Origin of the sequence: Pollutimonas sp. M17 (genome assembly GCF_025836975.1) — a bacterium.
Lineage (GTDB): Bacteria > Pseudomonadota > Gammaproteobacteria > Burkholderiales > Burkholderiaceae_B.
Map to the genome: position 1 here is coordinate 2,813,621 of NZ_CP107548.1, position 22,053 is coordinate 2,835,673.

At 63.4% G+C, this 22,053-nt stretch carries 26 protein-coding genes and 1 riboswitch; of the genes, 13 read left to right on the forward strand and 13 right to left on the reverse strand.

Going from position 1 to position 22,053, the window contains the following annotated elements; genetic code table 11:
• The first annotated feature begins 3 nt into the window (after positions 1–3).
• From OEG81_RS13245 to OEG81_RS13260, 4 genes are read left to right on the forward strand one after another with little or no spacing between them, the layout of a single operon-like run.
• Positions 4–591: an NUDIX hydrolase gene (locus OEG81_RS13245; RefSeq protein WP_264129729.1), complete on the forward strand. Its 588-nt coding sequence runs from the start codon at positions 4–6 to the stop codon at positions 589–591.
• 12 nt (positions 592–603) lie between these two features.
• On the forward strand, positions 604–1,344 hold the full coding sequence (aat, locus tag OEG81_RS13250) for a leucyl/phenylalanyl-tRNA--protein transferase (RefSeq protein ID WP_264129730.1): 741 nt from the start codon (positions 604–606) through the stop codon (positions 1,342–1,344).
• Positions 1,345–1,384: 40 nt separating this feature from the next.
• Positions 1,385–2,119: an arginyltransferase gene (locus OEG81_RS13255; RefSeq protein WP_264129731.1), complete on the forward strand. Its 735-nt coding sequence runs from the start codon at positions 1,385–1,387 to the stop codon at positions 2,117–2,119.
• Between the two features lie 7 nt (positions 2,120–2,126).
• The gene (locus OEG81_RS13260) at positions 2,127–3,164 is read left to right on the forward strand and encodes a quinone-dependent dihydroorotate dehydrogenase (protein WP_264129732.1); all 1,038 of its coding nucleotides are present in this window, start codon (positions 2,127–2,129) and stop codon (positions 3,162–3,164) included.
• A gap of 138 nt (positions 3,165–3,302) precedes the next feature.
• Here OEG81_RS13260 and phaP read toward each other — a convergent pair whose 3' ends face one another.
• Positions 3,303–3,881 carry a TIGR01841 family phasin gene (phaP, locus tag OEG81_RS13265; protein ID WP_264129733.1) on the reverse strand — a complete coding sequence of 193 codons (579 nt, stop codon included), beginning with the start codon at positions 3,879–3,881 and terminating at the stop codon, positions 3,303–3,305.
• A 340-nt stretch (positions 3,882–4,221) separates the two neighbouring features.
• Here phaP and OEG81_RS13270 point away from each other — a divergent pair, with 340 nt between their 5' ends.
• Positions 4,222–5,202 carry a tripartite tricarboxylate transporter substrate binding protein BugD gene (locus OEG81_RS13270; RefSeq protein ID WP_264129734.1) on the forward strand — a complete coding sequence of 327 codons (981 nt, stop codon included), beginning with the start codon at positions 4,222–4,224 and terminating at the stop codon, positions 5,200–5,202.
• A gap of 80 nt (positions 5,203–5,282) precedes the next feature.
• On the opposite strand, the gene OEG81_RS13275 is transcribed toward OEG81_RS13270, so the two are convergent.
• The 4 genes from OEG81_RS13275 to OEG81_RS13290 form a co-directional block, all read right to left on the reverse strand.
• On the reverse strand, positions 5,283–6,122 hold the full coding sequence (locus OEG81_RS13275) for a DMT family transporter (RefSeq protein ID WP_264129735.1): 840 nt from the start codon (positions 6,120–6,122) through the stop codon (positions 5,283–5,285).
• A 44-nt stretch (positions 6,123–6,166) separates the two neighbouring features.
• Positions 6,167–6,889 (reverse strand): IclR family transcriptional regulator, encoded by a 723-nt coding sequence (locus OEG81_RS13280; RefSeq protein WP_264132596.1) that lies wholly within the window; start codon positions 6,887–6,889, stop codon positions 6,167–6,169.
• 154 nt (positions 6,890–7,043) lie between these two features.
• The gene (locus tag OEG81_RS13285) at positions 7,044–7,850 is read right to left on the reverse strand and encodes a competence/damage-inducible protein A (protein ID WP_264129736.1); all 807 of its coding nucleotides are present in this window, start codon (positions 7,848–7,850) and stop codon (positions 7,044–7,046) included.
• A 17-nt stretch (positions 7,851–7,867) separates the two neighbouring features.
• The gene (locus OEG81_RS13290; protein WP_264129737.1) at positions 7,868–8,671 is read right to left on the reverse strand and encodes an EI24 domain-containing protein; all 804 of its coding nucleotides are present in this window, start codon (positions 8,669–8,671) and stop codon (positions 7,868–7,870) included.
• A 58-nt stretch (positions 8,672–8,729) separates the two neighbouring features.
• Here OEG81_RS13290 and OEG81_RS13295 point away from each other — a divergent pair, with 58 nt between their 5' ends.
• Positions 8,730–9,128: a thioredoxin family protein gene (locus OEG81_RS13295; RefSeq protein ID WP_264129738.1), complete on the forward strand. Its 399-nt coding sequence runs from the start codon at positions 8,730–8,732 to the stop codon at positions 9,126–9,128.
• On the opposite strand, the gene OEG81_RS13300 is transcribed toward OEG81_RS13295, so the two are convergent.
• From OEG81_RS13300 to OEG81_RS13310, 3 genes are all read right to left on the reverse strand, one after another.
• Positions 9,125–10,510 (reverse strand): DEAD/DEAH box helicase, encoded by a 1,386-nt coding sequence (locus tag OEG81_RS13300; protein WP_264129740.1) that lies wholly within the window; start codon positions 10,508–10,510, stop codon positions 9,125–9,127. The genes OEG81_RS13295 and OEG81_RS13300 overlap by 4 nt on opposite strands.
• A 198-nt stretch (positions 10,511–10,708) precedes the next feature.
• Positions 10,709–11,044 carry an AzlD domain-containing protein gene (locus OEG81_RS13305; protein WP_264129741.1) on the reverse strand — a complete coding sequence of 112 codons (336 nt, stop codon included), beginning with the start codon at positions 11,042–11,044 and terminating at the stop codon, positions 10,709–10,711.
• Positions 11,041–11,772: an AzlC family ABC transporter permease gene (locus OEG81_RS13310; protein ID WP_264132597.1), complete on the reverse strand. Its 732-nt coding sequence runs from the start codon at positions 11,770–11,772 to the stop codon at positions 11,041–11,043. The genes OEG81_RS13305 and OEG81_RS13310 overlap by 4 nt, the downstream gene beginning before the upstream one ends.
• A 97-nt stretch (positions 11,773–11,869) precedes the next feature.
• On the opposite strand from OEG81_RS13310, the gene OEG81_RS13315 reads away from it, so the two are divergent.
• From OEG81_RS13315 to OEG81_RS13330, 4 genes are all read left to right on the forward strand, one after another.
• Complete coding sequence (locus OEG81_RS13315; RefSeq protein WP_264129742.1) at positions 11,870–12,790, forward strand: branched-chain amino acid transaminase; 921 nt, start codon at positions 11,870–11,872, stop codon at positions 12,788–12,790.
• Positions 12,791–12,836: 46 nt separating this feature from the next.
• Positions 12,837–13,049, forward strand: coding sequence for a zinc-finger domain-containing protein (locus tag OEG81_RS13320; protein WP_264129743.1), 213 nt, complete (start codon positions 12,837–12,839; stop codon positions 13,047–13,049).
• Between the two features lie 73 nt (positions 13,050–13,122).
• Positions 13,123–13,545, forward strand: coding sequence for a YybH family protein (locus OEG81_RS13325; RefSeq protein ID WP_264129744.1), 423 nt, complete (start codon positions 13,123–13,125; stop codon positions 13,543–13,545).
• Between the two features lie 9 nt (positions 13,546–13,554).
• Positions 13,555–14,646 (forward strand): YheT family hydrolase, encoded by a 1,092-nt coding sequence (locus OEG81_RS13330; protein ID WP_264129746.1) that lies wholly within the window; start codon positions 13,555–13,557, stop codon positions 14,644–14,646.
• A 55-nt stretch (positions 14,647–14,701) separates the two neighbouring features.
• On the opposite strand, the gene OEG81_RS13335 is transcribed toward OEG81_RS13330, so the two are convergent.
• From OEG81_RS13335 to OEG81_RS13355, 5 genes are all read right to left on the reverse strand, one after another.
• Positions 14,702–16,219 carry a M48 family metalloprotease gene (locus tag OEG81_RS13335; RefSeq protein WP_412034068.1) on the reverse strand — a complete coding sequence of 506 codons (1,518 nt, stop codon included), beginning with the start codon at positions 16,217–16,219 and terminating at the stop codon, positions 14,702–14,704.
• A gap of 19 nt (positions 16,220–16,238) precedes the next feature.
• Entirely contained in the window at positions 16,239–17,102 is an 864-nt protein-coding gene (locus tag OEG81_RS13340) for a cytochrome c oxidase assembly protein (protein WP_264129747.1), read from the reverse strand.
• Between the two features lie 29 nt (positions 17,103–17,131).
• Positions 17,132–17,467: a hypothetical protein gene (locus OEG81_RS13345; RefSeq protein ID WP_264129748.1), complete on the reverse strand. Its 336-nt coding sequence runs from the start codon at positions 17,465–17,467 to the stop codon at positions 17,132–17,134.
• A gap of 313 nt (positions 17,468–17,780) precedes the next feature.
• The gene (locus OEG81_RS13350) at positions 17,781–18,773 is read right to left on the reverse strand and encodes a sodium:calcium antiporter (RefSeq protein ID WP_264129749.1); all 993 of its coding nucleotides are present in this window, start codon (positions 18,771–18,773) and stop codon (positions 17,781–17,783) included.
• A gap of 102 nt (positions 18,774–18,875) precedes the next feature.
• Positions 18,876–18,974, reverse strand: a riboswitch (yybP-ykoY riboswitch).
• Between the two features lie 50 nt (positions 18,975–19,024).
• A complete protein-coding gene (locus OEG81_RS13355; protein ID WP_264129750.1) occupies positions 19,025–19,462 on the reverse strand; it encodes an NINE protein in 438 nt (145 codons plus the stop codon).
• An 80-nt stretch (positions 19,463–19,542) separates the two neighbouring features.
• Between OEG81_RS13355 and OEG81_RS13360 the strand changes: the two genes are divergently transcribed.
• The 3 genes from OEG81_RS13360 to OEG81_RS13370 are packed head-to-tail and all read left to right on the forward strand — an operon-like array spanning position 19,543 to position 22,042.
• Entirely contained in the window at positions 19,543–20,712 is a 1,170-nt protein-coding gene (locus tag OEG81_RS13360; protein WP_264129752.1) for an FAD-dependent monooxygenase, read from the forward strand.
• A 41-nt stretch (positions 20,713–20,753) separates the two neighbouring features.
• Entirely contained in the window at positions 20,754–21,806 is a 1,053-nt protein-coding gene (gene dusB / locus OEG81_RS13365; protein WP_264129753.1) for a tRNA dihydrouridine synthase DusB, read from the forward strand.
• Complete coding sequence (locus OEG81_RS13370) at positions 21,803–22,042, forward strand: helix-turn-helix domain-containing protein (protein WP_264129754.1); 240 nt, start codon at positions 21,803–21,805, stop codon at positions 22,040–22,042. Before dusB ends, OEG81_RS13370 begins: the two co-directional genes overlap by 4 nt.
• Positions 22,043–22,053 lie beyond the last annotated feature (11 nt).

Consider the following 22,053-nt stretch of genomic DNA (forward strand, 5'->3'; position numbering starts at 1 on the left):
TCCATGACATCGCACGCCCCCAATTTCTATTTTCCCGCTCCGCGCACGCAGAAGTTCTGCAGCCAGTGCGGCACGCCGATCGAGCTTTTCATTCCGCCCGATGACAACCGGATGCGAGCCGTGTGCAACAACTGCGGAGCGGTGCATTACCAGAATCCCCGCAATGTCGTGGGCGTGCTGCCGGTATGGGAAGACAAGATCCTGCTGTGCCGCCGCGCCATCGAGCCGCGCTACAACACCTGGACCTTACCGGCGGGTTTCATGGAGCTGGGCGAAACCACGGCCCAGGGCGCCATGCGCGAAACCCAGGAAGAGGCGGGAGCGCAGATCCGCCTGGGTCCGCTGTATACGGTGATCGACGTGCCGCATGCCGAACAGGTGCATTTTTTCTACCTGGCCCAGGTGCTCAGCGAAGAACTGTACCCCGGCCCGGAAAGCCTGGAAGCCGCCTTCTTCAGCATTCAGGACATTCCCTGGCGCGAGCTGGCCTTCCGCACCATCATCACCACCCTGGAACACTATGTCGCCGACAGCAAGACCGGCGTATTCCCCTTCCATCACTACGACATCCCGGATCCGTTTCCCAAATAGGAAGGACTTCCCGTGGCAAGCTTGATCTGGCTGGACGACGCCGCGCCCTTCCCGCACCCGGACTCGGCGTTGCCCGAAGGCCTGCTGGCGGCGGGCGCCGGCCTCTCTGTAGCGCGCCTGACCGAAGCCTACAGCCAGGGCATTTTTCCGTGGTTCAACGAGGGCGACCCCATCCTGTGGTGGAGCCCCGATCCACGCATGGTCCTTGCCTGCGACGATTTCAAGGCCTCGCATTCGCTAAGGAAGAAGCTGCGCCAGGCGGCCCGTACCGAGCAGGACCCGAACGCACGGATACGCATCACGACCGACACGGCGTTTGCCGAGGTCATCGCCGCGTGCGCGTCCGTGCGCGGAACCCGGCGCGGCACCTGGATATCGCCCGCCATACAAGCCGCCTACACTGACTGGCACAAGGCCGGCGCCGCGCATAGCGTGGAGGCGTGGATGGACGGCCGGCTGGCCGGCGGACTCTACGGCGTTTGCCTGGGCCGCTTCTTCTTCGGCGAATCGATGTTCAGCCTGGCCAGCGATGCCAGCAAGCTGGCGCTGGCCTATCTGGTCGACTTCCTGCGGATGCGCGGCATCGCGCATATAGACTGCCAGCAGCAAACCAGCCACTTGTCCAGCCTGGGCGCCCGCCCCATGCCCCGCCGGGATTTTCTGACCCTGCTGGATGCGGCGCTGCGCCACGACGCGCCGGCATGGACGCCGGGACGGATCTTGAGTTCCGGCCGGCTTGCGCCCCTGGAATGAATGAAGCCATAATGACTTTCATAGCATCATCGAGCCTGCCATGAGCCATCCGACCGAGCCGGGATTCAAGACACTGCAGTTCTATTCGACAGCCGCCTACCCATGCAGCTATCTGCCGGAACTGGACGCCAGGTCGCAGGTTGCCGCCCCCACCCATCTCATCGATGCCGAAACCTATTCCGAGCTTGTGGAACAGGGTTTTCGACGCAGCGGCCTGTTCACCTACCGCCCCCATTGCGACAGCTGCCAGGCCTGCATTCCCATACGCATCGACACGCGGCGCTTCCAGCGCAATCGCACTCAACGCAAGACGTGGAACCGGCACGGCGGCCTGATCACGCGCACCCTGCCCCTGCACTGGAGCGCCGAGCATTTCGAGCTTTATCAGCGCTATCAGTGGGCCCGCCATCCCGGCGCCGGAATGGACGAAGACAGCCAGGCCCAATACACACAATTCCTGCTTACCAGCCGGGTCGATTCCAGACTGGTCGAATTCCGCCTGCCTTCGGGCCAGTTGCGCATGGTGTCCATGATCGACGTCCTGGACAGCGGTTTTTCGTCGGTATACACCTTCTTCGATCCCGAGGCTCACGGCAGCCTGGGCACCTACGGCGTCCTATGGCAACTGGATCAATGCCGCGAACTGGATCTGCCCTGGCTCTACCTGGGCTACTGGATCAGGGAAAGCCGTAAAATGGCTTACAAATCATCCTACAAACCCTTCCAGATATTGCGCAACGGCATCTGGGCCGAGCCGGAAGGCCTCATTCCGTAACTCCAACATGTCCCTTCTCTTCAATACCTATCCGCTGGCCCGCTCCGCGCTGTTCTCGCTGGATGCCGAAACCGCCCACGAACTGACGCTGTCGTCGCTGCAGAAAGCCTACGACTGCCGCCTGACCCGCGGCCTGATGGCTTCCCGGCCTGAAAAGCCACGCAACCTGATGGGCCTGCATTTCCGCAACCCCGTCGGGCTGGCCGCCGGCCTGGACAAGAACGGCGCGCACATCGACGCCCTGGGCAACCTGGGCTTCGGCTTCGTGGAAGTGGGCACGGTCACGCCCAAGCCCCAGCCCGGCAATCCCAAGCCGCGCATGTTCCGCCTGCCGCGCGCCGAGGCCCTGATCAACCGCCTGGGATTCAACAACCAGGGGCTGGATTCCTTCATCGCCAATGTGCGCCGCAGCGAATGGCGCCAGCACGGCGGCATACTCGGACTGAATATCGGCAAGAACGCCGCCACGCCCATCGAGCGCGCCGTGGACGATTACCTGGTCGGCCTGGAGGGCGTGTACCCCCACGCCGACTATGTCACCGTCAATATTTCATCGCCCAATACGCAGAACCTGCGTGCCTTGCAGGGCCAGGAAGAATTGACCGGCCTGCTGCAGCCCCTGCAAGAGAAGCGCAAGGCGCTGGCCGACCTGCATGGCAGGCGGGTTCCCATGGTCGTCAAGATCGCGCCCGACCTGAACACCGAGCAGGTGGACATCATTGCAGCCGTGTTGCCACGCCATGACGTCGATGGGGTTATCGCCACCAACACGACGCTGGCGCGCGATGCCGTGCGCGGCCTGCCCCACGCCGACGAAACCGGCGGCTTGTCGGGCCCCCCCGTACACGAACTGTCGCTGCGGGTCATCGAACGCCTGCGTGCGCAATTGGGCGCCGGCTTTCCCATCATCGGCGTGGGCGGCGTGGTTTCGGGCAAGCAGGCTCAGGAGAAGGCCGCCGCGGGCGCGGATGCCATTCAACTGTATACCGGCCTGATCTACCGGGGTCCCGCCCTTATCGGCGAGTGTGTCCGCGCCCTGGCTTGACGGGCAACGGCGCCAAAAACAAATCCCCGGGGACTCGATTCCCCGGGGATTTGTCTTGATACTTTGGGCCTGGCCACCGGCGGGTACTCCGCCAAGATCCGGGCCACCTGCCGGCCTGCGCCGGCTGACCGGCAGCGATCAGGCGGCGCGGCGTGCGCGGGAAGCCGGCTTGGCGGCAGCCTCGGCGGCGTCGGAAGCCGCTTTGAACGTCGCATTGGTGGCGGCGCTCAGGTTGGACTCGGCGGCATCCACAGCCTGGCGGGTGGCCTTGGCAACCGACTCGTAGGCGCTGTTGGCGGTGGCCAGCGACGACTTCAGCAATGCCACGGCGCCTTCGGAACCCGTGGGGGAGTTCTTGGCGATCTGGTCGATGGCGTCGGACACTTGCTGCTGGCCCTGGGCGATCTGCTCTTCGGTCAGCTTGGACAGGTCGACCTGCACACCCGAAACGATGTCGTAGACGTGCTTGCCATAGGCCAGTGCCTTTTCAGCGTTGGGCTGCACCAGGCCGGAGGTGAATGCCAGGGCTTCCTGGGCGTCCTTGACCTCGATGGCTTGCTGCGATTTCTGGGCGACTTCGTCCAGGGTGGCCTTGATGACCTTCAGGTTCAGGTCCACCAGCTTCTCGAAACCACCGAAAAAGGTGCCTTGAATGGCAAGCAGGTTGTCCAGCGAGGCTTTTTGGTTGGCCAGGACGTGTTGGGGGATTGCGCTCATGATGTTTCCTTTATAGGTGAACCGCCGCTGCGGTTCGTAATATCCGGGGACGTGCCCGGGCGTAAAAATAAAGAAGGCTAAGCAAATCACCGCATACCTGTGAAAACCTTCTATGCTGCACTGCACAAATCAAATTCTACCTGATCCAGCTCGTGAGTCAAGCTTTTTTGTTGCAATGCAACAAATCAATTGCTTCCGCCCCCCATCGCAATCCCGCATTGGGCGCAGGGTTGTTTCTAAGGGGTAAACCTAGGCGACAAGCCCGGTCTTTTGACATAGCATGCCCCCTATCCAACATTTGCTAACCACTTTTACTTTGCCAAAAGCGAAGGGAGACTCAATGAAGCATTTCACCTTTAAGTTCGGCTCGGCCCTGTTTCTAAGCACGCTGCTTAGCGCGGGGGCTGCGCAGGCCGCCGACTATCCGGACCACACCATCAACATGGTCGTGCCGTTCTCCGCGGGCGGCCCCACCGACAACGTGGCGCGTTCGCTGGCCGAAGCGATGCGTCCCACCTTGGGCCAAACCGTAGTGGTGGAAAACAAGGCCGGCGCCGGCGGCACCATCGGCACCAGCCAGGTGGCGCGCGCCAAACCGGACGGCTACAACTTCCTGTTGATGCACATCGGCTTCTCCACCGCGCCCTCGCTGTACAAGGACCCGGGCTACAACCCCAATACCAGCTTCCAGCCCATCGGCCTGGTCGTCGACGTGCCCATGACCATCATCGCCCGTTCCGACTTCCCGCCCAACAACATCAAGGAACTGGTCGACTACCTGAAGGCCAATAAAGACAAGGTATCGCTGGCCAATGCCGGCATCGGGGCCGCCAGCCATCTTTGCGGCACCATGTTCACCAACGCCATCGGCGTCGATCTGCTGACCATTCCCTACAAGGGAACAGGCCCCGCCATGAACGACCTGCTGGGCAAGCAAGTCGACGTCATGTGCGACCAGACCACCAACACCACCCAGCACATCAAGGCCGGCACAGTGAAGGCCTATGCGGTCACCAGCAAGCAGCGCGTCCCGACGCTTCCCGACCTGCCCACCATGCAGGAATCGGGCTTCAAGGACTTTGAAGTCGGCATCTGGCATGGCATGTGGGTGCCCAAGGGCACGCCCAAGCCCGTCGTCGACAAGCTGGTTTCGGCATTGCAGGCCGGCCTGGCCAACCCCGACTTCCAGAAACGCATGGCAGGCCTGGGCGCCACCGTGCTGACCGATGAAGCCAACCCCGAAGCGCTGACCAAGAAGGTCGATCAGCAAGTTCCGCAATGGGCCGAGCTGTTCAAGAAAGCCGGCTTGCAGCCTCAATAAACCGGCCCAGACCGAAAACCGCCCCGGCTTCCAAAGCCGGGGCGGTTTTTTATTGAAGATGAATCCCGCATTGGCGAACCTTAGCCACGCAAGCGCTGCTTGCTGGCCAGAACCACGGCGATACCGCCCAGCACGGCCGCGCAGGCAAGCACAATGCGCGGCGTCAAGGCTTCGTCCAGGAGTGCGACGCCGGCCAGCACGCTCAGGACCGGCACGGTCAATTGCACCGTGCTGGCCTTCAGTACCGGAAGGTGCTTCATGACGCCGTACCAGACGGCGTAGCCCAGGCCGGACGCCACTGCGCCGGACAATACGGCATAAAGCACGCCCCGCCCATCCCATTGCAAGGTTGTGGCAAAGGGTGCTGCGCAGAGCAGGCTCAAAGGAAGCGCCCGCGCAAAATTGCCCGCCGTCGTTGCAAGCGGGCCTCCCTCGCTCTTGCCCAAAAGGGAATAAGCACCCCACGCGATGCCGGCAATAATCATCAGTGCCGCGCTACCCAGCGGCGGCGCGGTGCTGCCGGGCAACAGCAAATAGACGAGGCCCACGATGCTTATGAGCAAACCGAGCATAGCCAATGCCGCCAGCCGTTCGCCCTTGGCGATGCCATACAGAAGCATGGTCAGTTGCACTACGCCGAACAATAGCAAGGCGCCTGCGCCGGCATCCATTCCAACATAAGCCAGGGAAAAGGTGATTGCATAGAGGAACAAGGCGACCGCTCCCGGCCAACTGCCGGCTCTTCGAATCGCCGTGGAACGGCACCAGGCAAGTATGCTAAGGATCAATGCGCCGCTCGCCAGCCGCAGCATGGTGAATGCCAGTGGATCGATGTGCGCGTCTTTAAGCGCCAAGCGGCACAGGACGGAATTGCTGGCAAATGCCAGCATGGCCAGGCACGTCAACAACGATATTCGCACGACGGAACCCCGTGGACGTTGATTTGCCGGCACCCGGGGCAGGCCTAGTGGTCGGCCTCGTAGCCCAGCGCTTCGGAGATCTGGGCGGCGGTGCGCAGCAAGATGGGTATCCATTCGTCGCGCATGCGTTCGGCGGGAGCGGATATCGACAGGCCCGCCTGCAACTTGCCGCTGTCATCGTATACGCCGGCCGCGATGCATCGCACGCCCAATTCCAGTTCTTCATTGTCGCGCGAGTAGCCGTGGCGGCGCACCTGGGCCAGATCGCGCTCGAGCTGGTCTGTCTGGGTGATGCTGTTGCGCGTCGTGCCGGCCAGCCCCGTGCGCATGGCATAGGCCTTGACCTGACGCGGATCGCTGACGGACAGGAACAGTTTCCCGGTGGACGTCAGGTGCAAGGGCGCCCGCCCGCCTATGGCGCGGACCACCTGCATGCCCGAACGTTCGCTCCAGGCCCGCTCTATGTAGACGATTTCATCGCCTTGCTGCAAGGACAGGTTGATGGTCTGGCCGGTAAGCTTGTGCAGTTCGCGCATGGGTTCCAGGGCGACTTCCCGCACGTTCAGCCGGCCCTTTACCAGTGAACCGAGCTCCAGCAGGCGCATGCCCAATTGATACAGGCCGCTGTCCACCCGCTCGACGTAGCGGCCCACGACCAGGTCGTTCAATATGCGATGCGTGGTGGAGGTATGCAGGCCGGTGGCGGCGGCCAGATCCTTCAGCGGCACCGGATCGGAGCGTTTGGCCAGCACGTCGAGCAGCAGCATGGCGCGCTCGAGCACTTGTATGGTGATGGCCGACGGGTTGATGGCGGGGGCGCCGTTGAAACCGGGTGAAAGCAGAGAGGATCGTGGCATAGTCTTATTTTTGACGCAACGCAACAATTCCATAATATGAAAAAACCTCCCGGTTTGGCAAGCCTTATTTTTCCGGGGGATTGAGTTGTCCGCCAACCCGCAGCACTTCGGCGCGCAGATAGTCCAGGGCTTCGGCGGCGGCCTTGGGTTCGCCCTTCACGCCCAGGTCGATATGCGGATGGCCGGTTTCACCCATGCTGGGCAGGCTGAAGGCCTTGATGCCCGGCCAGCGTTTTTCCAGTTCTTCCAATGCCGGCGTAATGCGCGATTCCGGCACCTTGAAGGCCAGGAAGGAATGCTCGACGCGGGTCACGGCGTGATGCAGGTGGCTGTAGCGCGTGTCCAGCGTCCACTCCATCATGGGCCAGGCCATGACGGGAAAGCCCGGCATGAAGGTGTGGTCCTTGATGAAGAAGCCCGGGATCTTGTTGTAGGGGTTGGGCACGATCTCCGCCCCCACGGGGAACACCCCCATTTGAAGGCGCTGCTGATTCTCGGGCAGCGACATGTCGCCACTGCCCTGGCCGCGCCGCTCGTTGTCGGCACAGCGCTCGGCGATGAGGCGCGCCGCCTCGGGATGCAGTTCCAGCCCGACTCCCAGCGCCTGGGCGGCTGCCTGGCGGGTCTGATCGTCGGGCGTGGCGCCGATGCCGCCACAGCAGAACACCGCGTCGTCTGTGGCGAAGCTGCGCGCCAGGGTCGCGGCGATGGTTTCGCGCTCGTCTGAAATGAACTCCGCCCCGCCCAGCTGCATGCCCCGCTGGGAAAGCAACTCGACGAGTTTAGAAAAATGCTTGTCCTGGCGGCGGCCCGACAGGATCTCGTCGCCGATGATGATCAAGCGCAGCCTGGTCCCCGTTGCTACTTTCATTGCACGTCCCTTCCTTGTTATTCCGTTTTTGGATCGATGACATTATGCGCCCGCAACTGCCGCAGCGCTTCCAGGCTGAAATGGGCGAATACCAGCGCGGAAAAAACCGGCAGCACCAGCCAGGCCGGCGGAAACAGATTGATGAGCGACAGGATGAAGCCGATCAGCCAGAGCTGCCGGTTGTGCCTGCGCCACAGCATGCGCCTTTCCTGCGGACTGGCGTGCTCGATGGCGGCATCGACGCGCAGCATGCGGGTGAAGGCGAAGGTCCACCAGAAGATGGGAAGCAGCACGGGCATGGGCGGGATCAGCCACAAAGGCATGGTCACGAGCCAGCCGAGGGCGAACAGCCCTCCCACCCAGATCGCATTCCAGGTTCCGACGGCGGTGGAGAACTGGCCCTGGCGCGAAAGGCCCCGGTAGTCGCGCTTTTCCAGATGGCGCAGCACGATGGGCATGACGAAGACGGCGGCGATGACCAGGCCAAGAATGCCTGACAGCGGCAGCAGTATGGCCACGGCCAGCATGGGGATGAGGTAGAGCTTGATCGAGAACAGGCCGATCGCCAGCAGCCATTGATCGACTTCGTTGATGATTTCCCAGTCGGCGGCCTGCATGTTGAGCCAGCCCGTCAGGGGCGTCCAGAATGCCCAAAGCAATATAATGGCCCCCAGCAGCGCAATGATGAAGGGCAGGAACAGCGCCGCCAGCATTTTGGGGTGGCACTGGGAAACCAGGGCGCGCTTGAAGGCCAGGCCTACCGCCGACAAGCCGGTCGGCGCGGACGGCCGAAGGCGCAAGGCAAGCTTGGAATCGCTCATAAGTAACCTTGAAATAACGACCCGACTATCATAGTCAAACCGGATGCCATTTGTCTCTATGCCAGTGTTCGATCCCATACATGACAAGCACGCGCTGCTGCATCGTCTTCAGGACGGCGGCGGCCTGACCGTGGCCTGCTATTGCGCGGCCTGGTGCGATACCTGTTCGGAGTACCGTCCGCAGTTCCAGGCGCTGGCCGAGAAATGGCCCGCCCATGCCTTCGTATGGATAGATATTGAAGAAAATCCCGAACTGCTGGGGGACGAGGATGTCGAAAATTTTCCGACCCTGTTGATACAGTCTCCCGAGGGGAACCTGTTTTTCGGCACGATGCTGCCCCACATCGGCCATCTGGACAGGCTGATCCGAAGCCTGGAAGAACATGCGCCCGTTTCGCTGAGCGGCCCCGGCCCCCTGCATGCGCTGCTGGGGCCGGCTGTCGCGAACGGAAATTAGCGCCTGCCGCCCAGCAGCACGCCCACCGACTTCCTGGGAGCGGCGGGAACCGCCTTGGGCTTGGCCGTCTCGGCCACGCCGGATGTGGCGGAAGGCACATAAGGCTTGAAGAAGAACTCGTCCACCGGCTTGGAGGAAGCCGCACCGGAGGCGTACCCGCCGCGGCGCTCGCCCCGGCCGGATACCGGCGGCCTGCGGTGAGATGCCGCCGGCAAGGCCAATTGGCCGCGGGGAATCTTGGCCTTGATGAGCTTCTCGATGTCGAGCAGATAACGCTCTTCCTCGGGCGTGAAAAATGCGATCGCCTCGCCGGTCTTGCCCGCCCGGCCGGTGCGGCCGATACGGTGCACGTAGTCTTCCGCGTTGTAGGGCAGGTCGTAGTTGATGACGCAAGGCACGCCGGCCACGTCCAGGCCGCGCGCGGCCACGTCGGTGGCCACCAGCACCTCGAGCTCGCCGGCCTTGAAGGCGTCCAGCGCCTTCATGCGGTCCAGCTGGCTTTTATCGCCGTGTATGGACTCGGCCTTCACGCCGTCGCGCACCAGCTCGCGCGCCAGGCGGCCCGTGCCTATCTTGGTGTTCGAAAAAACGATGACCTGGTTGAAGCCGCGCGACTTCACCAGATGCACGACGGCCGCGCGCTTTTCATTGCCCGACAGCGGATAGGCGATTTGCGTCACGGTATCGGCCGTGGCGTTGCGTGCCGCCACCTCGATCTCGACGGGGTTGGACAGGAAGCTGCGCGCCAGCTTGCGGATTTCGTTGCTGAAGGTGGCTGAAAAAAGCAGGCCCTGGCGCTTGGCCGGAAGCAGGCGCACGATGCGGTCCAGGTCGGGCAGGAAGCCCATGTCCAGCATGCGGTCGGCTTCATCCAGAACCAGTATGCCCACCTGGCTCAGATTCACGTTCTTCTGCTCTATGTGGTCCAGCAGGCGGCCCGGCGTGGCGATCAGGATCTCGCATCCGCGCCGCAAGGCATCGCGCTGGGGGCCGATGTCCACGCCGCCGAAGACGACGGCGGAGCGCAAGGGCGTGGCTTTGCTGTAGATGGAAACACTGGCGGCCACCTGGTCGGCCAGTTCGCGCGTGGGCGTCAGGATCAGGGCGCGCACCGGGTGGCGCGCCGGCGAGGCGCTGGTATTGGCGAACTGCATCAGCCGATGAAGAATCGGCAATGTGAACGCGGCCGTCTTGCCCGTGCCGGTTTGCGCGGCTCCCATGACATCGCGCCCGTCCATGACATTGGGCATGGCCTGGGCCTGGATGGGCGTAGGGGTGGTGTATCCGGTTTCGGCGACTGCCAAAAGAATGCTGGGATGCAGGCCGAAGCTGGAAAAAGTGACGGCGGGAGTATCGGCTTGTTTAGGTGTAGTGTCTGTCATTGAAAATGGTTTGCACCCGAATCGGGAAAATCCCGTCCGCGGCTCTCTTAACCCGGCTATTTTAACGCAGCACGGGGCGCATTCCGCCGTTGATCCCTCCAGTCCGGCCCAAGGCAGGCATAAAAGCGGCCAAGTGTCGCTAAAAGCATACGATTTGCGGCGCCGCCCCCAGGCGTGCCGATGCTGCCCGGCTGCTTGCTAGAACAGGGCCTTCAATAGCCAGTAAGCCACCATTCCGCCCACGATGATGAGCACGGTGCTGCGGGTGCGCCAGAACACCAGGATGGCGACCAGGGCGGCCACCACCTTGATGTCGAATGCGGGGCCGGCGCCGGCCCGCCATGGAAGGAGCTCCGGCACGACGATGGCGATCAGCGCGGCCGTCGGCGCATAGCGCAGGGCGCGCCTGACCGGCTCGCTCAAGGGAAGATAGTCGCCGAAAAGAAAGTAGCCGGCACGTGTCAGCACGCTGCACAGGGTCAGCAGGCCGATGACGCCCAGGATGTACAGGTCATAGTCGAGATCGCCGGTCATGCGCCTCTCCGGTGTTTCGTGTGCAGCAGCTTCTCGGTCAGCACGCCCGCGAGCACGCCGCCCGCCACCGCCGCGGCCAGGCCCATCCGCAGCGGCAAGGGCTGGCCTACCCAGGCAATGACGCCCGCCACGATCAGGCACATCGCCATGGGGCGGGTCTTGACCAGAGGAATGATGATGGCCATGAGCGCCAGGATCGCCGCAAAGTCCAGCGACCAGCTGGCCGGAATGAATGAGCCAAGGAAAATTCCCAGAAGCGAAAAGGTGTTCCACCCTATCCAGCCCGGAACGATGATGCCCAGGAAATACCACAATTGCTCCGGGCCGCCCTTTATTTTGCTGTCGCCATAGCGGGCCATGAACAATACAAACGAAATGTCGCTGGACAGGTAGCCCAGCACCAGGCGCCTGGGCCAGCGCATGTGGCGGAAATAAGGATGCAGCGCGGCGCCGAAGATGACGAAGCGGATGTTCACCACCATGCCGGCGGCGAAAATGAGCCAGAGCGGCGCCGAGGACTCGATCAGCGGCAGGGAGGTCAGCTGCGCCGACCCGGCGAATACCGTCAGCGTCATCAAGGTGGCCATGCTTTCGGTAAGTCCCGACTTGACCAGCGCGATGCCGGTGACGAAACCCCATGTGCTGGTGGCGATGAGGGCCGGAATGACGTCGACGAAACCCGCCCTGAAGCTGTGTCTTCTGGAGGCATCCGGCCACCACGAAGGAATTCTGTACCGCAACACTGCCCTGCCGCCTTGCAAGAAAAGCGTGTATTGTAAGGCTCCCGCCCTTGGTACAATCAAGCCTCATCTTTGGGAGAGCGCAATGTCGATGTCCGATCGCGATGGTTTCATTTGGTATGACGGCAAGCTCGTGCCTTGGCGCGACGCCACGACCCACGTGCTGACCCACTCCCTGCATTACGGCCTGGCCGTTTTCGAGGGCGTGCGCGCCTACGATACCGACATCGGTACCGCGATATTCCGCCTCCAGGACCACACCCGGCGCCTGTTCAATTCGGCGCATATCTATCAAATGGATATCCCCTACGACCAGGACGCCATCAATGCCGCGCAGCTGCAGGTGGTGCGCGAGAACAAGCTGGAATCCTGCTACATCCGCCCTCTGGTCTTCTACGGCTCGGAAAAAATGGGGGTCTCGCCCAAAGGCGCAACGGTCCATGTGGCCATCGCCGCCTGGCCCTGGGGCGCCTACCTGGGCGAAGAGGCGCTGCGCCAGGGCATACGCGTAAAGATCTCGTCCTATGCGCGCCAGCACGTCAACGTGACCATGCCGCGCGCCAAGCTGGCCAGCACCTACGCCAATTCCATCCTGGCCAACAACGAAGCACTGGAGCACGGCTACGATGAAGCCATCCTGCTCGATACCGAGGGCTTCGTGGCCGAAGGCTCGGGCGAGAACATCTTCATCGTCAAGGACGGCGTCCTGTGCGAACCCGAAATCGCATCGGCGCTGACAGGCATCACCCGCTCGACCATCCATACGCTGGCCGCCGACCTGGGCATACCCTTGCAGACCAAGCGCCTGACGCGCGACGACCTTTATATCGCGGACGAAGCCTTTTTCAGCGGCACGGCCGCCGAAGTGACGCCCATCCGCGAAGTGGATCGCCGGCGCATAGGCACGGGCAGCCGCGGCCCCATCACCGAGCAACTGCAAAAGGCCTTCTTCGACATCGTCAACGGCAAGAATGCCAAGTACCATCACTGGCTAAGCAAAGTCTAGAACCACCGATCACCCGAGAACAGATTCATTTTCCAGGATCCCAACCATGAGCAGCGCCCAGACACCCGCCGTCCCCAAGGACGAGACCATTTTCGTTGAAGCCAAGGATTTGCCCCTGTACTGCCCGGGGCCCAAAGCCCCTTTATGGAGCATGCATCCGCGCATATACATCGAAGTGGTCAAGACGGGCAAGGCAATTTGCCAGTATTGCGGCGCCTCCTATCAATTGAAAGAAGGCGAAAAGGTTCACGGGCATTGAAGGCCTGCGGCGCATAGCCGCCACCCATGACCGCCGCGGCATCGGGCCGCCACTTCCCTATGGTTTTCCGTCTATGTTTACAACGCCACAAGAGGCAGAGCAAGCGTTCTACGAAGCGCTGCGGCAAGCCGATCTGAACCTGATGATGCGCGTCTGGGCCGACGACGAGGAAGTCGTCTGCATCCACCCCGGCGGCATGCGCACCATCGGGCACGACGCCATGCAAAGCGCATGGCAGCAGATCTTTGCAAACGGCCCGGTAACCATTCACCCGATACGCCCCATGATCATGACCAGCGTCATGAACTCCATCCATGTACTGATCGAACAGATCACGGTCGCCACGGCCCAGGGCGAGAAGTCGGCGCACTGCTACACGACCAACATCTTCAGCAAGGGCCCCGCCGGCTGGAAAATGATTCTTCATCACGCCTCGCACGCGCCCCAGGACGCCGGACTGTTCGATCTGCAAGACCGGCCCGGCACCCTACACTGAAGGCGGGCCGTGACAGCAACGTTCGACACTTCCGCCTGTCCCACGCCGGCCTGGCTTCCTGGGGGACACCTGCAAACGCTGTATGGGGCGCTGGTTGCGCGCTATCACCGCATCGCCTTCGTGCGCGAACGCGTCGATACGCCCGACGGGGACTTCCTGGATTTCGACTGGACGGGACCGGGGCTGTTCTCCGACCGCCTTGCAAATGGCCAGGCGGCAAAGCCCGACACCCGGCTGGCCGGCACCGCGGCCCGGCGCTGGATGCAGGACGACGACTGGACAGGCACGCCCCGCGATGCCGGCACCCATGCGCTGGTGCTGTTCCACGGGCTGGAAGGCAGCAGCCGCAGCCATTACGCCCAGGCCATCGCCCAGCATTTCCGGGCGCGCGGCTGGGTCGTGGTCATTGCGCACTTCCGTGGATGCTCAGGCTTTCCCAATCGCATGGCGCGCGCTTATTATTCCGGCGACTCGGCGGACATCGATTTCATCCTGCGCACGGTAAGGCAGCGCGTGCCGGGCGCCCGCTGGCATGCCGTGGGGGTTTCCATGGGCGGCAACGCCATGCTCAAGTATCTGGGCGAACAGGCGGGCGAGCCCGCGTGGCTTGCCGCCTGTGCGGCGGTCTCGGTGCCGCTGGACCTGGTCGCCTGCGGCAACTGCCTGTCGGAATCATGGCTGGGGAAGAAGCTGTATTCGCGCTACTTCCTGAAGACGATGAAGATCAAGATGCACGAGAAGGCAAAGCGCTTTCCAGGCAACATCGATGTGCTGCGCATCAACCAGGCAAGAAGCCTGCGCGAATTCGACGATCTGTATACCGCGCCCATGCATGGCTACAAGAACGCGCTCGACTACTGGACCCGGGCATCCAGCAAGCCCCACCTGAAAAACATCGCCGTGCCCACCCTGCTGCTCAATGCCCGCAACGACCCCTTCATCCCCGAGCCGTCGCTGCCGGGCTCGCAGGATTGTTCATCGTCGATTTTGCTGCACCAGCCGGCCGAGGGCGGCCATGTGGGATTCGTCACCCATCCCTTCCCCGGTCACATAGGCTGGCTGCCGGCGCGGCTGGCGCGCTTCTTCGAGACCGGCACGTAAGCCCTCGCGGCCTTGTCGCGCAGCCGCCGAAGACGGGCATGCGCCGAGCGGCACGCTAGGATGACTTGAAGCGCTCCAGCAGTTCGCGATCCGATTTCAGGCGCTCCTTGAGCGTGCGTATCTGCACATCGAGTTCGGACTGCACATAGAAGTCTTTGCTCATGCCGCGCGCCTGCTGCAATTGCTCTACGGCGGTCGGCAGGGCGCCGGTCAATTCATAATAAGAAGCCATGGTGCGCCGCGCCGCCACCTTCTGCCCCAGCCGCTCCTGGCTTTGCGCCTGCAATTGATAGAGCCGCGGCAATTCGGGCCACTGTTTGATCCGCTGCGCCAGGAAGGTCACGGCCTCCTGGTCCCGTCCGGTTTTCTGCATGGCGTCGACGCGCGCCAGGGCGATGCCCTGGCTGTCGGGCCAACGCTCCCACGCGGCCTGGGCCTGCGCCAAGGCCTGGACCTGGTCCCCCTGCGCCAACGCCAGGGCAATGGACAAAGCGGCGATTTCCGGCGAGTTGCGGCCGCCTTCCCGGGCCTGGTCCAGCGCCTGGCGGGCCGCCGGCAGGTCTTTCTTCTGCCAGTCGGCATAGGCCAGGCCATACCAGGCGGCCGATTGCTCCACGCCGCTTGCCTGTCGCGCATCCAGCTGCAGTTTTTCCATGGCCAGGCGCAGCGCCTGGCTGCTGTCGCGGGCCTGTGCTACGCGCAGCTTGGCGCGAACGTACCAGAACGTGTCCGTATCCCGGTGGTGCACGGCGGGCAGTTCGCTGACGCGATTCTGGATGTCGGACATGCGCTGTATGGACAAGGGATGGGTGCTGGTGTAGCCACCCCCACCCATGCCTTCGTTCAGCCGCGAGGCGTTGCTGAGCTGATTGAACATGCGGACCATGCCCCCCGGATCGAAGCCGGTCTTGCGCATCATCTCGAACCCGGCCCGGTCCGCCTCCTGCTCGGCCTGGCGTGAAAAACCCAATTGCCGGTCGACGGCCGCGGCCTGGCCGAAAGCGGCCACGCCCATGGCCAGGTCGCCACTGCCCGACAAGGCGGCCAGCAGCGCGGCCGCAAGCGCCGCCATCATGACGCCGCTGCTCTGCGAACGCTGCGTCATGCCCCGGGCGATATGCCGCTGGACGACGTGCCCGATTTCGTGGGCGATCACCGAGGCCAGTTCGGATTCGCTTTGCGCCGCGACCACCAGGCCGCTGTTCACGCCGATATAGCCGCCCGGCAGCGCAAAGGCGTTGATCTGCGCATCGCGCACGCCGAACACCGTGATGTGCTGCGGCGAACCGCCCGGCGCATGCGCCGCCAGCCGCCGCCCCATGTCGGTCAGGTATTGGCTTACGTCGGGATCGGCGATATAGGTGGGATCGCGCCGCCCCTGCTCCATGATGGCGTCGCCCAGGGTGCGCTCCAGCGCGGGAGAAAGCTCGGCCGACGACGCCGACCCCATGCTGGGAATACCCATGGGCTGCGCCGCCAGGGGCATGGACCAGACCGCCATGGAGGCGGCCAGGCCGGCACACAGCAAACGGGAGCGGAACGTGATGCGTAAGGAAGGTCTTGCGGCGGTCATGTGTCCGTGGCGAAGGGAATCAGGTGGCTGAAATAATGGCGGCCTGCTTGGCCCGCTTGATGTCCTGCTTGTTCGGCAAGCGGTTCCTGGCCGACAGGCGCATGAGCGTGGCCAGCGCGAACAGCAGTCCGAACACTTCGACGAAACCGGCCAGCACCCACATGGTCAGTCCGCCGATGGCCTGGTCGGTCACCGCCGTCATGCCGGGTATGGCGCGGCCGCAAAGGTCGAAGATGGGGTACAGGTCGTGCTCGGTGAACGTGATGACGGCGCCCACCACCATCTGGGGAACCATGGTCACCACCGGCGAAATGATGCGGCCGCCCGGCGACAGGACCGCGGGCGGGCTGGGCCGGCGATCGAGAATGAGATTCCAGTACATGAAGCCGCTGATGACCACGGACCAGTTCATGAAGCGGTACAGGCGCCAGTCCAGCATGGAATAGAACTGGACTGTGGGAATCAGGAAGCCGATGACCAGGACCACGAACAGGAAAGGGACGAGGTATTTGTTGGTCAGGACCGCTTCCAGGCCGCGCCCCGCGGCGCTGGCGCGGAAATCGCGCAGGCGCAGGCGCCACGACATGGGCAGGCCCGCCCGCAATACCTGGCCCGGGTAGGCGCCCATGATCAGCAAGGGCCCCAGGTGATGCAGCACCAGGTGCTGGAGCCGGTGGATGAAGAACATGCGCTCGGCGTAGTAGTCGATGCGCGTATGCAGGGACAGGTACAGGAAGACCAGGCCGATCCAGAAAAAAGCCTGCCGCGTCTTGCTGACGCGGTGCACCCGGGTTCCGCGCACGAACAGGCAGATGCCCATGAAGAACATCAGCAGCAGCGTTGGAGAAAATTCCCAAGGCGTAAGCCAATCGATCAAATTCATGGGGCAAAATCCAGTAAGCGCGAACGGGCCTAGTTTAAAGCAATATGGCGGCGGTCACCCCATTGCACCTGATGCACGCCGGGAAAGGAACTAAGCTGGCGCGCCTGCGACATCAGCACCGAACGGAGCTCGGGCGGGCATTTGATGGTGACGCAGGCCCGGGCCAGTCCTTGCTGCTGAGCCCGGTCGACGGACATCGCCGCCACGCTCAGGCCGGCCGCCTCGAAATCGAGATAGATCTGCTTGCGGACGTCGGCCAGCACATTGTGCGGACAAACCACGGTAAGCCGCGATACCGGGCTGGGAATACGGGTAGGTGCCGTTTGGACGCCGGCACGGCGCAAAAACAAATTGAATAGACGCATAAAAACCCCCACTGTATTTATGCGCGCCGCAAGCGCGGCGCAAGAATCTGTCACTACATGAGCGACGGATTCAGCACTTGAAAAACGACGGGAGTCTGAATGCCATGCATTCGATTCGACTGCCACGCCCTTGAAAACCAGGGCGTGGCGGAAGCTGTGCTTGGGTGTAGCCTGCTAGCTGCCTAGACGCGCCTGGAGATGAATGAGCCGATGCAAGATCGGCTGCTACTATCGCCGGGGTCGGAATTCACCGCACAGCTCCTATAAAATGAACAGCCTGTATTGTAACGTCCAAGAACACTAGGGACAACCCTTAGGCCGCGAAACGCAGCACGACGAAGACGGCGAACAACACATAGAAGCCGCTGACGCCGGCCAGCGTGGGGACGCGCATGGCCCCGCGCCGGAAGCCCAGCCAGAGCATGCCCACGCTGAGCATGGTCAGCCCGCCGGCCACCAGCAGCGGCGTATCCAGCAGCCAGGGCGTCATGAAGATCGCCATGGCGCTGGGTATGGTGGCCTGTATCATCATGGCGCCTGAAATATTGGCCAGGGCCAGCCTTTCCTTGCCCTGCCGGACCCAGATCAGCGCGTTCATGATTTCAGGAAGCTCGGTGGCCACGGGGGCCAGCAGCAAGGCGGCCATATGCGGCGCCATGCCCATCCAGCCGCCTATGGCTTCGATCTGCCGCACGAACACATGGGAGGCGGCGGCGATCGCCGCCAGGGCCAGCAGGGTCTGGACCAGCGCCCAGCCCATGGATGGATTGCCCGGCCGCAGCTTCAGGGGCTCCAGCTCCTCCATGATCATCGCGCCCTCGTCGGCGCTCAGCTCCCGCTTGACGTACACGGCATACACCAGCAGGAACAGCACGCCCAGCCAGGGCTTCCAGGCGAAGACCAGCAGTCCCAGCGCAATCTTCACGACAAAGATGCCCAGGAACCAGGCCTGATCCCGGGCCAGCCGGCGCTGGTCGGCATTGATGGTACAGGGCAGTCCGCTGCGGGCTTTGCGCCAAAGGATGAAGCCCACCACCGCATAGGCCAGGGTGGCAAGGACTAGGGGGCCGCCCAGGGCCGCGCCGACGCCGATTTCCTTTTGCTCGGGCGTGTTGCCGAAAACCACCGCGACGAAGGTGACGGCGCTTTCGGGCAGCGCCGTGCCGAAGGCGGCCAATATGGTGCCCACGGCGGTCGCACCCAGCTTCAGACGGCAGCCCACCCATTCGACGCCGTTGACGAAGAATTCGCAGGCAAGGTAGATGGCGACGGCGGAGGCAATGAACAGGAACAGGGTGAGCAGCATAGGGAATCAGGCCGGGCGTACGATAACCAAGGCGCATTGAAACGCCCGCCCGGCAAAAGGCGGCGCTCAATGGCCAAAGGTCTCGCCTGATTCTGGCAGCGCGGCTGCCGCAACCGCTTGCACCATAGTGAAGGTTCACCAAGTATGTTGATGCAAGCCCCCCGGCAATGCCGGGGCTGGCTACTCCCCGATGACGGAAAGAAGTGGCATTCTATCAGATAAGCCGGGCGCGGCGGGCAGGCCGGCTCTTGCTAGTAAACGTAGCCGTCCAGCCAGCCCATGGCGGTATAGACATGCATCACGATCAGGGCGATGCCGAACACCAGGACGGTGCCGCCGAAGAAGGTGGTGGCGATGGCGGCCAGGACGGCATTCCAGCCTGTGCGGTTCACGCGGCCGGACCCGGGGTTGTACTTGGCATCGAACCATTCATCCGGCTTCAGCGCGAACACAAGGGCTTCGATATAGCCCTCGGTGACCGGAACGATCAGGAGCAGGAAAGCGGGGTTGTCCCACCATACCGGATAGAACTGGGCCAGTACCAGCATCGCCACGGAAAACGCCGTGAACAGCCAGGCCCGGGGCCGGCCCACATACCACCAATGGGCGCCGAACACGCCCAGCAGGCAGGCCAGCCAGGCGGCGGCGGCCTTGCTTCGATGGCGGGCGGGAGTGGTAAATTGCGTCATGAGCTACCTTGTTGGCCATTTCGGGCTGCGCGCCCCGGAACCTTACAATCTTGCGCATTGTAGTAGAGCGGGGAACACCCATGGATATGCCCACATACGATATCGCCATCAGTGGCGCCGGCCCCGCGGGCAGCGCACTGGCCCTGGCGCTGGCCCGGAAGTCCCCACGGCCGGAGCGGATCGCGCTGATAGGCCGGCGCTTTGCGGCATCCCGCGGCCCGGCGGCCGAGAAGGCCGGCATGGCCATAGACCCGCGCACCCTGGCGCTGAATCATGGCAGCCGCATACTGCTGGAACAACTGGCCGCCTGGCCTGCGGCATCGGCCGATATCCGTACCGTTCATGTTTCGCAGGCCGGCCGCCTGGGACGCAGCCTGATCCGGTACGATGAGCTGGGGGTGCCCCGGCTGGGCAGCGTGGTGGGCTACGACGACCTGCTGTACAGCCTGCACGCGGCGCTTCTGGACAGCGGCGTGAGCCTGATCGAAGCCACGCCCACGCAGACCCTGGCAGCGGGACAGGTCGAATTCGACCTGGGCTCGAGCCGCCTGCGCAGCGCGCTGGCCGTGCAGTCCGACGGCATCCGGCCCCAAGGGATAGAGCGCCGCTACCGTCAATCCGCCGTGCTGGCCACGGTTCGAGCCCTGCGTCCCCGGCAGGCTTGGGCGTTCGAGCGCTTCACCCGGAACGGCCCGCTGGCCATCCTGCCCCATCCCCACGGCGATGACCTGTACGGTGTCGTATGGTGCTGTCCGCCGGCCGAGGCCGAGCGCATCCGGTCCCTGGACGATACGGACTTCGCCCGGGCTCTTTACGCCATGTTCGGCAGCCGCCTGGGGCATTTCCAGCCCCTGGGCGAGCGGCATGTGTTTCCCCTGAGCATGCACGCGGGCCCCTCGTTGATCAATGCCCGCTGCGTGGCCGTCGGCAACGCGGCCCAGACCTTGCATCCTGTGGCGGGGCAAGGCCTGAACCTGGGCCTGCGCGACGTGGCTCAACTGGCGCAGGCGCTGTCGCCCTGGCTGGCCCGGCCTGAAAGCGATCCGGCCGGCCTGCTGGCGCAGTTCGCCCGCCAGCGCAGGCCGGACCGCTGGCTGACCGCCGGCATCACCGATTTTCTGCCCAGGGTGTTCGCCACCGGCAATCCCCTGGTCGAGCATGCCGGCGGCCTGGCCCTGCTGGCGCTGGACATACTGCCTCCCTTGCGCGATCCGCTGGCCCGGCACCTGCTGCAGGGCTTGCGTACCTGAGCCTGCGGCCGGCCAAGTGAATCGGGGGTTAAAATCCCCCGATGCGCATCGGCTCCTGGTCCCTTCCCAACCCTGTTTTCGTCGCGCCCATGGCGGGCGTGACCGATCGCCCCTACCGCAAGCTATGCAAGGCGCTGGGGGCGGGCTATGCCGTGTCCGAGATGGCGGCAAGCAACCCCCGGCTCTGGGACAGCGTAAAGACCTCCAGGCGGCTGAACCACGATGGCGAGATCGACCCCATCGCCGTGCAGATCGCCGGATCGGACCCGGAAATGATGGCGGAGGCCGCCCTATTCAACGTCAAGAAAGGCGCCCGCATCATCGACATCAATATGGGGTGCCCGGTAAAGAAGGTATGCAACGTGGCCTCGGGCTCGGCGCTGCTGCGCGACGAGAACCAGGTCAGCCGCATCCTGCGCAGCGTGGTCGACGCCTGCGCGCCCCTGGACGTGCCGGTCACCCTGAAGACGCGCACCGGCTGGGACCGCGAATCGCGCAATGCGCTGCGCATCGCGAAAATGGCCGAAGACATCGGCATCGCCGCCCTCATCCTGCATGGCCGGACCCGCTGCGACCTGTACCAGGGAGAGGCGGAGTACGATACGATACGCGAGGTAAAACAGGCGGTAACGATTCCGGTCGTTGCCAATGGGGATATCGATAGTCCCGAAAAAGCCAGATCCGTACTAGAGTACACAGGGGCCGATGCGGTCATGATCGGAAGGGCCGCGCAGGGACGCCCCTGGATCTTCCGGGAGATCAGCCATTACCTGGCCAGCGGGCGGCATTTGCCGGCGCCAACCTACGGCGAGTTGCGCGACTGCCTGCTCGATCACCTGGAAGACCATTACCAGTTTTACGGGGAATTCACTGGCGTGCGGTCGGCGCGCAAGCATATAGGCTGGTATCTGGCCGACATGCCCGACGCCGGGGAATTCCTGCCGCGCATCAATCAAATAAGCAGCACCCGCGATCAAGCCCTGGCCATAGAGCAATGGTTTGACCGCCATCCACCCAACGAGCCTATCATGGCCAGGGCCGCCGGGGCCCGCCGCGCCGGTACGCCACAAAACATCGACACCTTAGGATCATGAGTAAAACTAACCCCCTGGAACAATCGGTACGCGACCAACTTGAACGCTACTTCACGGACTTGGGCGACTCGGAACCGCGCGATATGCTCGCCATGGTCATCAGCTGCGTCGAGCGGCCGGTTCTGCAAGTCGCCCTTGAACAATCCAAGGGCAATCAATCCAAGGCCGCCGAGATGCTGGGCATCACCCGCAGCACCTTGCGCAAGAAACTCCTGGCGCACAACTTGCAACCCTAATTCAAAACCCT

Bases quoted from the DNA above. Each gene is read 5' to 3' on its own strand.
- OEG81_RS13325 (WP_264129744.1), top strand. From the start codon at position 13,123: ATGTTTACAACGCCACAAGAGGCAGAGCAAGCGTTCTACGAAGCGCTG.
- OEG81_RS13290 (WP_264129737.1), bottom strand. From the start codon at position 8,671: ATGAGCGATTCCAAGCTTGCCTTGCGCCTTCGGCCGTCCGCGCCGACC.
- dusB (WP_264129753.1), top strand. From the start codon at position 20,754: ATGCGCATCGGCTCCTGGTCCCTTCCCAACCCTGTTTTCGTCGCGCCC.
- phaP (WP_264129733.1), bottom strand. From the start codon at position 3,881: ATGAGCGCAATCCCCCAACACGTCCTGGCCAACCAAAAAGCCTCGCTG.
- OEG81_RS13300 (WP_264129740.1), bottom strand. From the start codon at position 10,510: ATGACAGACACTACACCTAAACAAGCCGATACTCCCGCCGTCACTTTT.
- OEG81_RS13305 (WP_264129741.1), bottom strand. From the start codon at position 11,044: ATGACCGGCGATCTCGACTATGACCTGTACATCCTGGGCGTCATCGGC.
- OEG81_RS13350 (WP_264129749.1), bottom strand. From the start codon at position 18,773: ATGCTGCTCACCCTGTTCCTGTTCATTGCCTCCGCCGTCGCCATCTAC.
- OEG81_RS13245 (WP_264129729.1), top strand. From the start codon at position 4: ATGACATCGCACGCCCCCAATTTCTATTTTCCCGCTCCGCGCACGCAG.
- OEG81_RS13335 (WP_412034068.1), bottom strand. From the start codon at position 16,219: ATGACCGCCGCAAGACCTTCCTTACGCATCACGTTCCGCTCCCGTTTG.
- OEG81_RS13285 (WP_264129736.1), bottom strand. From the start codon at position 7,850: ATGAAAGTAGCAACGGGGACCAGGCTGCGCTTGATCATCATCGGCGAC.
- OEG81_RS13360 (WP_264129752.1), top strand. From the start codon at position 19,543: ATGGATATGCCCACATACGATATCGCCATCAGTGGCGCCGGCCCCGCG.
- OEG81_RS13255 (WP_264129731.1), top strand. From the start codon at position 1,385: ATGAGCCATCCGACCGAGCCGGGATTCAAGACACTGCAGTTCTATTCG.
- OEG81_RS13355 (WP_264129750.1), bottom strand. From the start codon at position 19,462: ATGACGCAATTTACCACTCCCGCCCGCCATCGAAGCAAGGCCGCCGCC.
- OEG81_RS13345 (WP_264129748.1), bottom strand. From the start codon at position 17,467: ATGCGTCTATTCAATTTGTTTTTGCGCCGTGCCGGCGTCCAAACGGCA.
- OEG81_RS13340 (WP_264129747.1), bottom strand. From the start codon at position 17,102: ATGAATTTGATCGATTGGCTTACGCCTTGGGAATTTTCTCCAACGCTG.
- OEG81_RS13320 (WP_264129743.1), top strand. From the start codon at position 12,837: ATGAGCAGCGCCCAGACACCCGCCGTCCCCAAGGACGAGACCATTTTC.
- OEG81_RS13295 (WP_264129738.1), top strand. From the start codon at position 8,730: ATGCCAGTGTTCGATCCCATACATGACAAGCACGCGCTGCTGCATCGT.
- OEG81_RS13370 (WP_264129754.1), top strand. From the start codon at position 21,803: ATGAGTAAAACTAACCCCCTGGAACAATCGGTACGCGACCAACTTGAA.
- OEG81_RS13315 (WP_264129742.1), top strand. From the start codon at position 11,870: ATGTCGATGTCCGATCGCGATGGTTTCATTTGGTATGACGGCAAGCTC.
- OEG81_RS13280 (WP_264132596.1), bottom strand. From the start codon at position 6,889: ATGCTGCTGCTCGACGTGCTGGCCAAACGCTCCGATCCGGTGCCGCTG.
- OEG81_RS13260 (WP_264129732.1), top strand. From the start codon at position 2,127: ATGTCCCTTCTCTTCAATACCTATCCGCTGGCCCGCTCCGCGCTGTTC.
- OEG81_RS13270 (WP_264129734.1), top strand. From the start codon at position 4,222: ATGAAGCATTTCACCTTTAAGTTCGGCTCGGCCCTGTTTCTAAGCACG.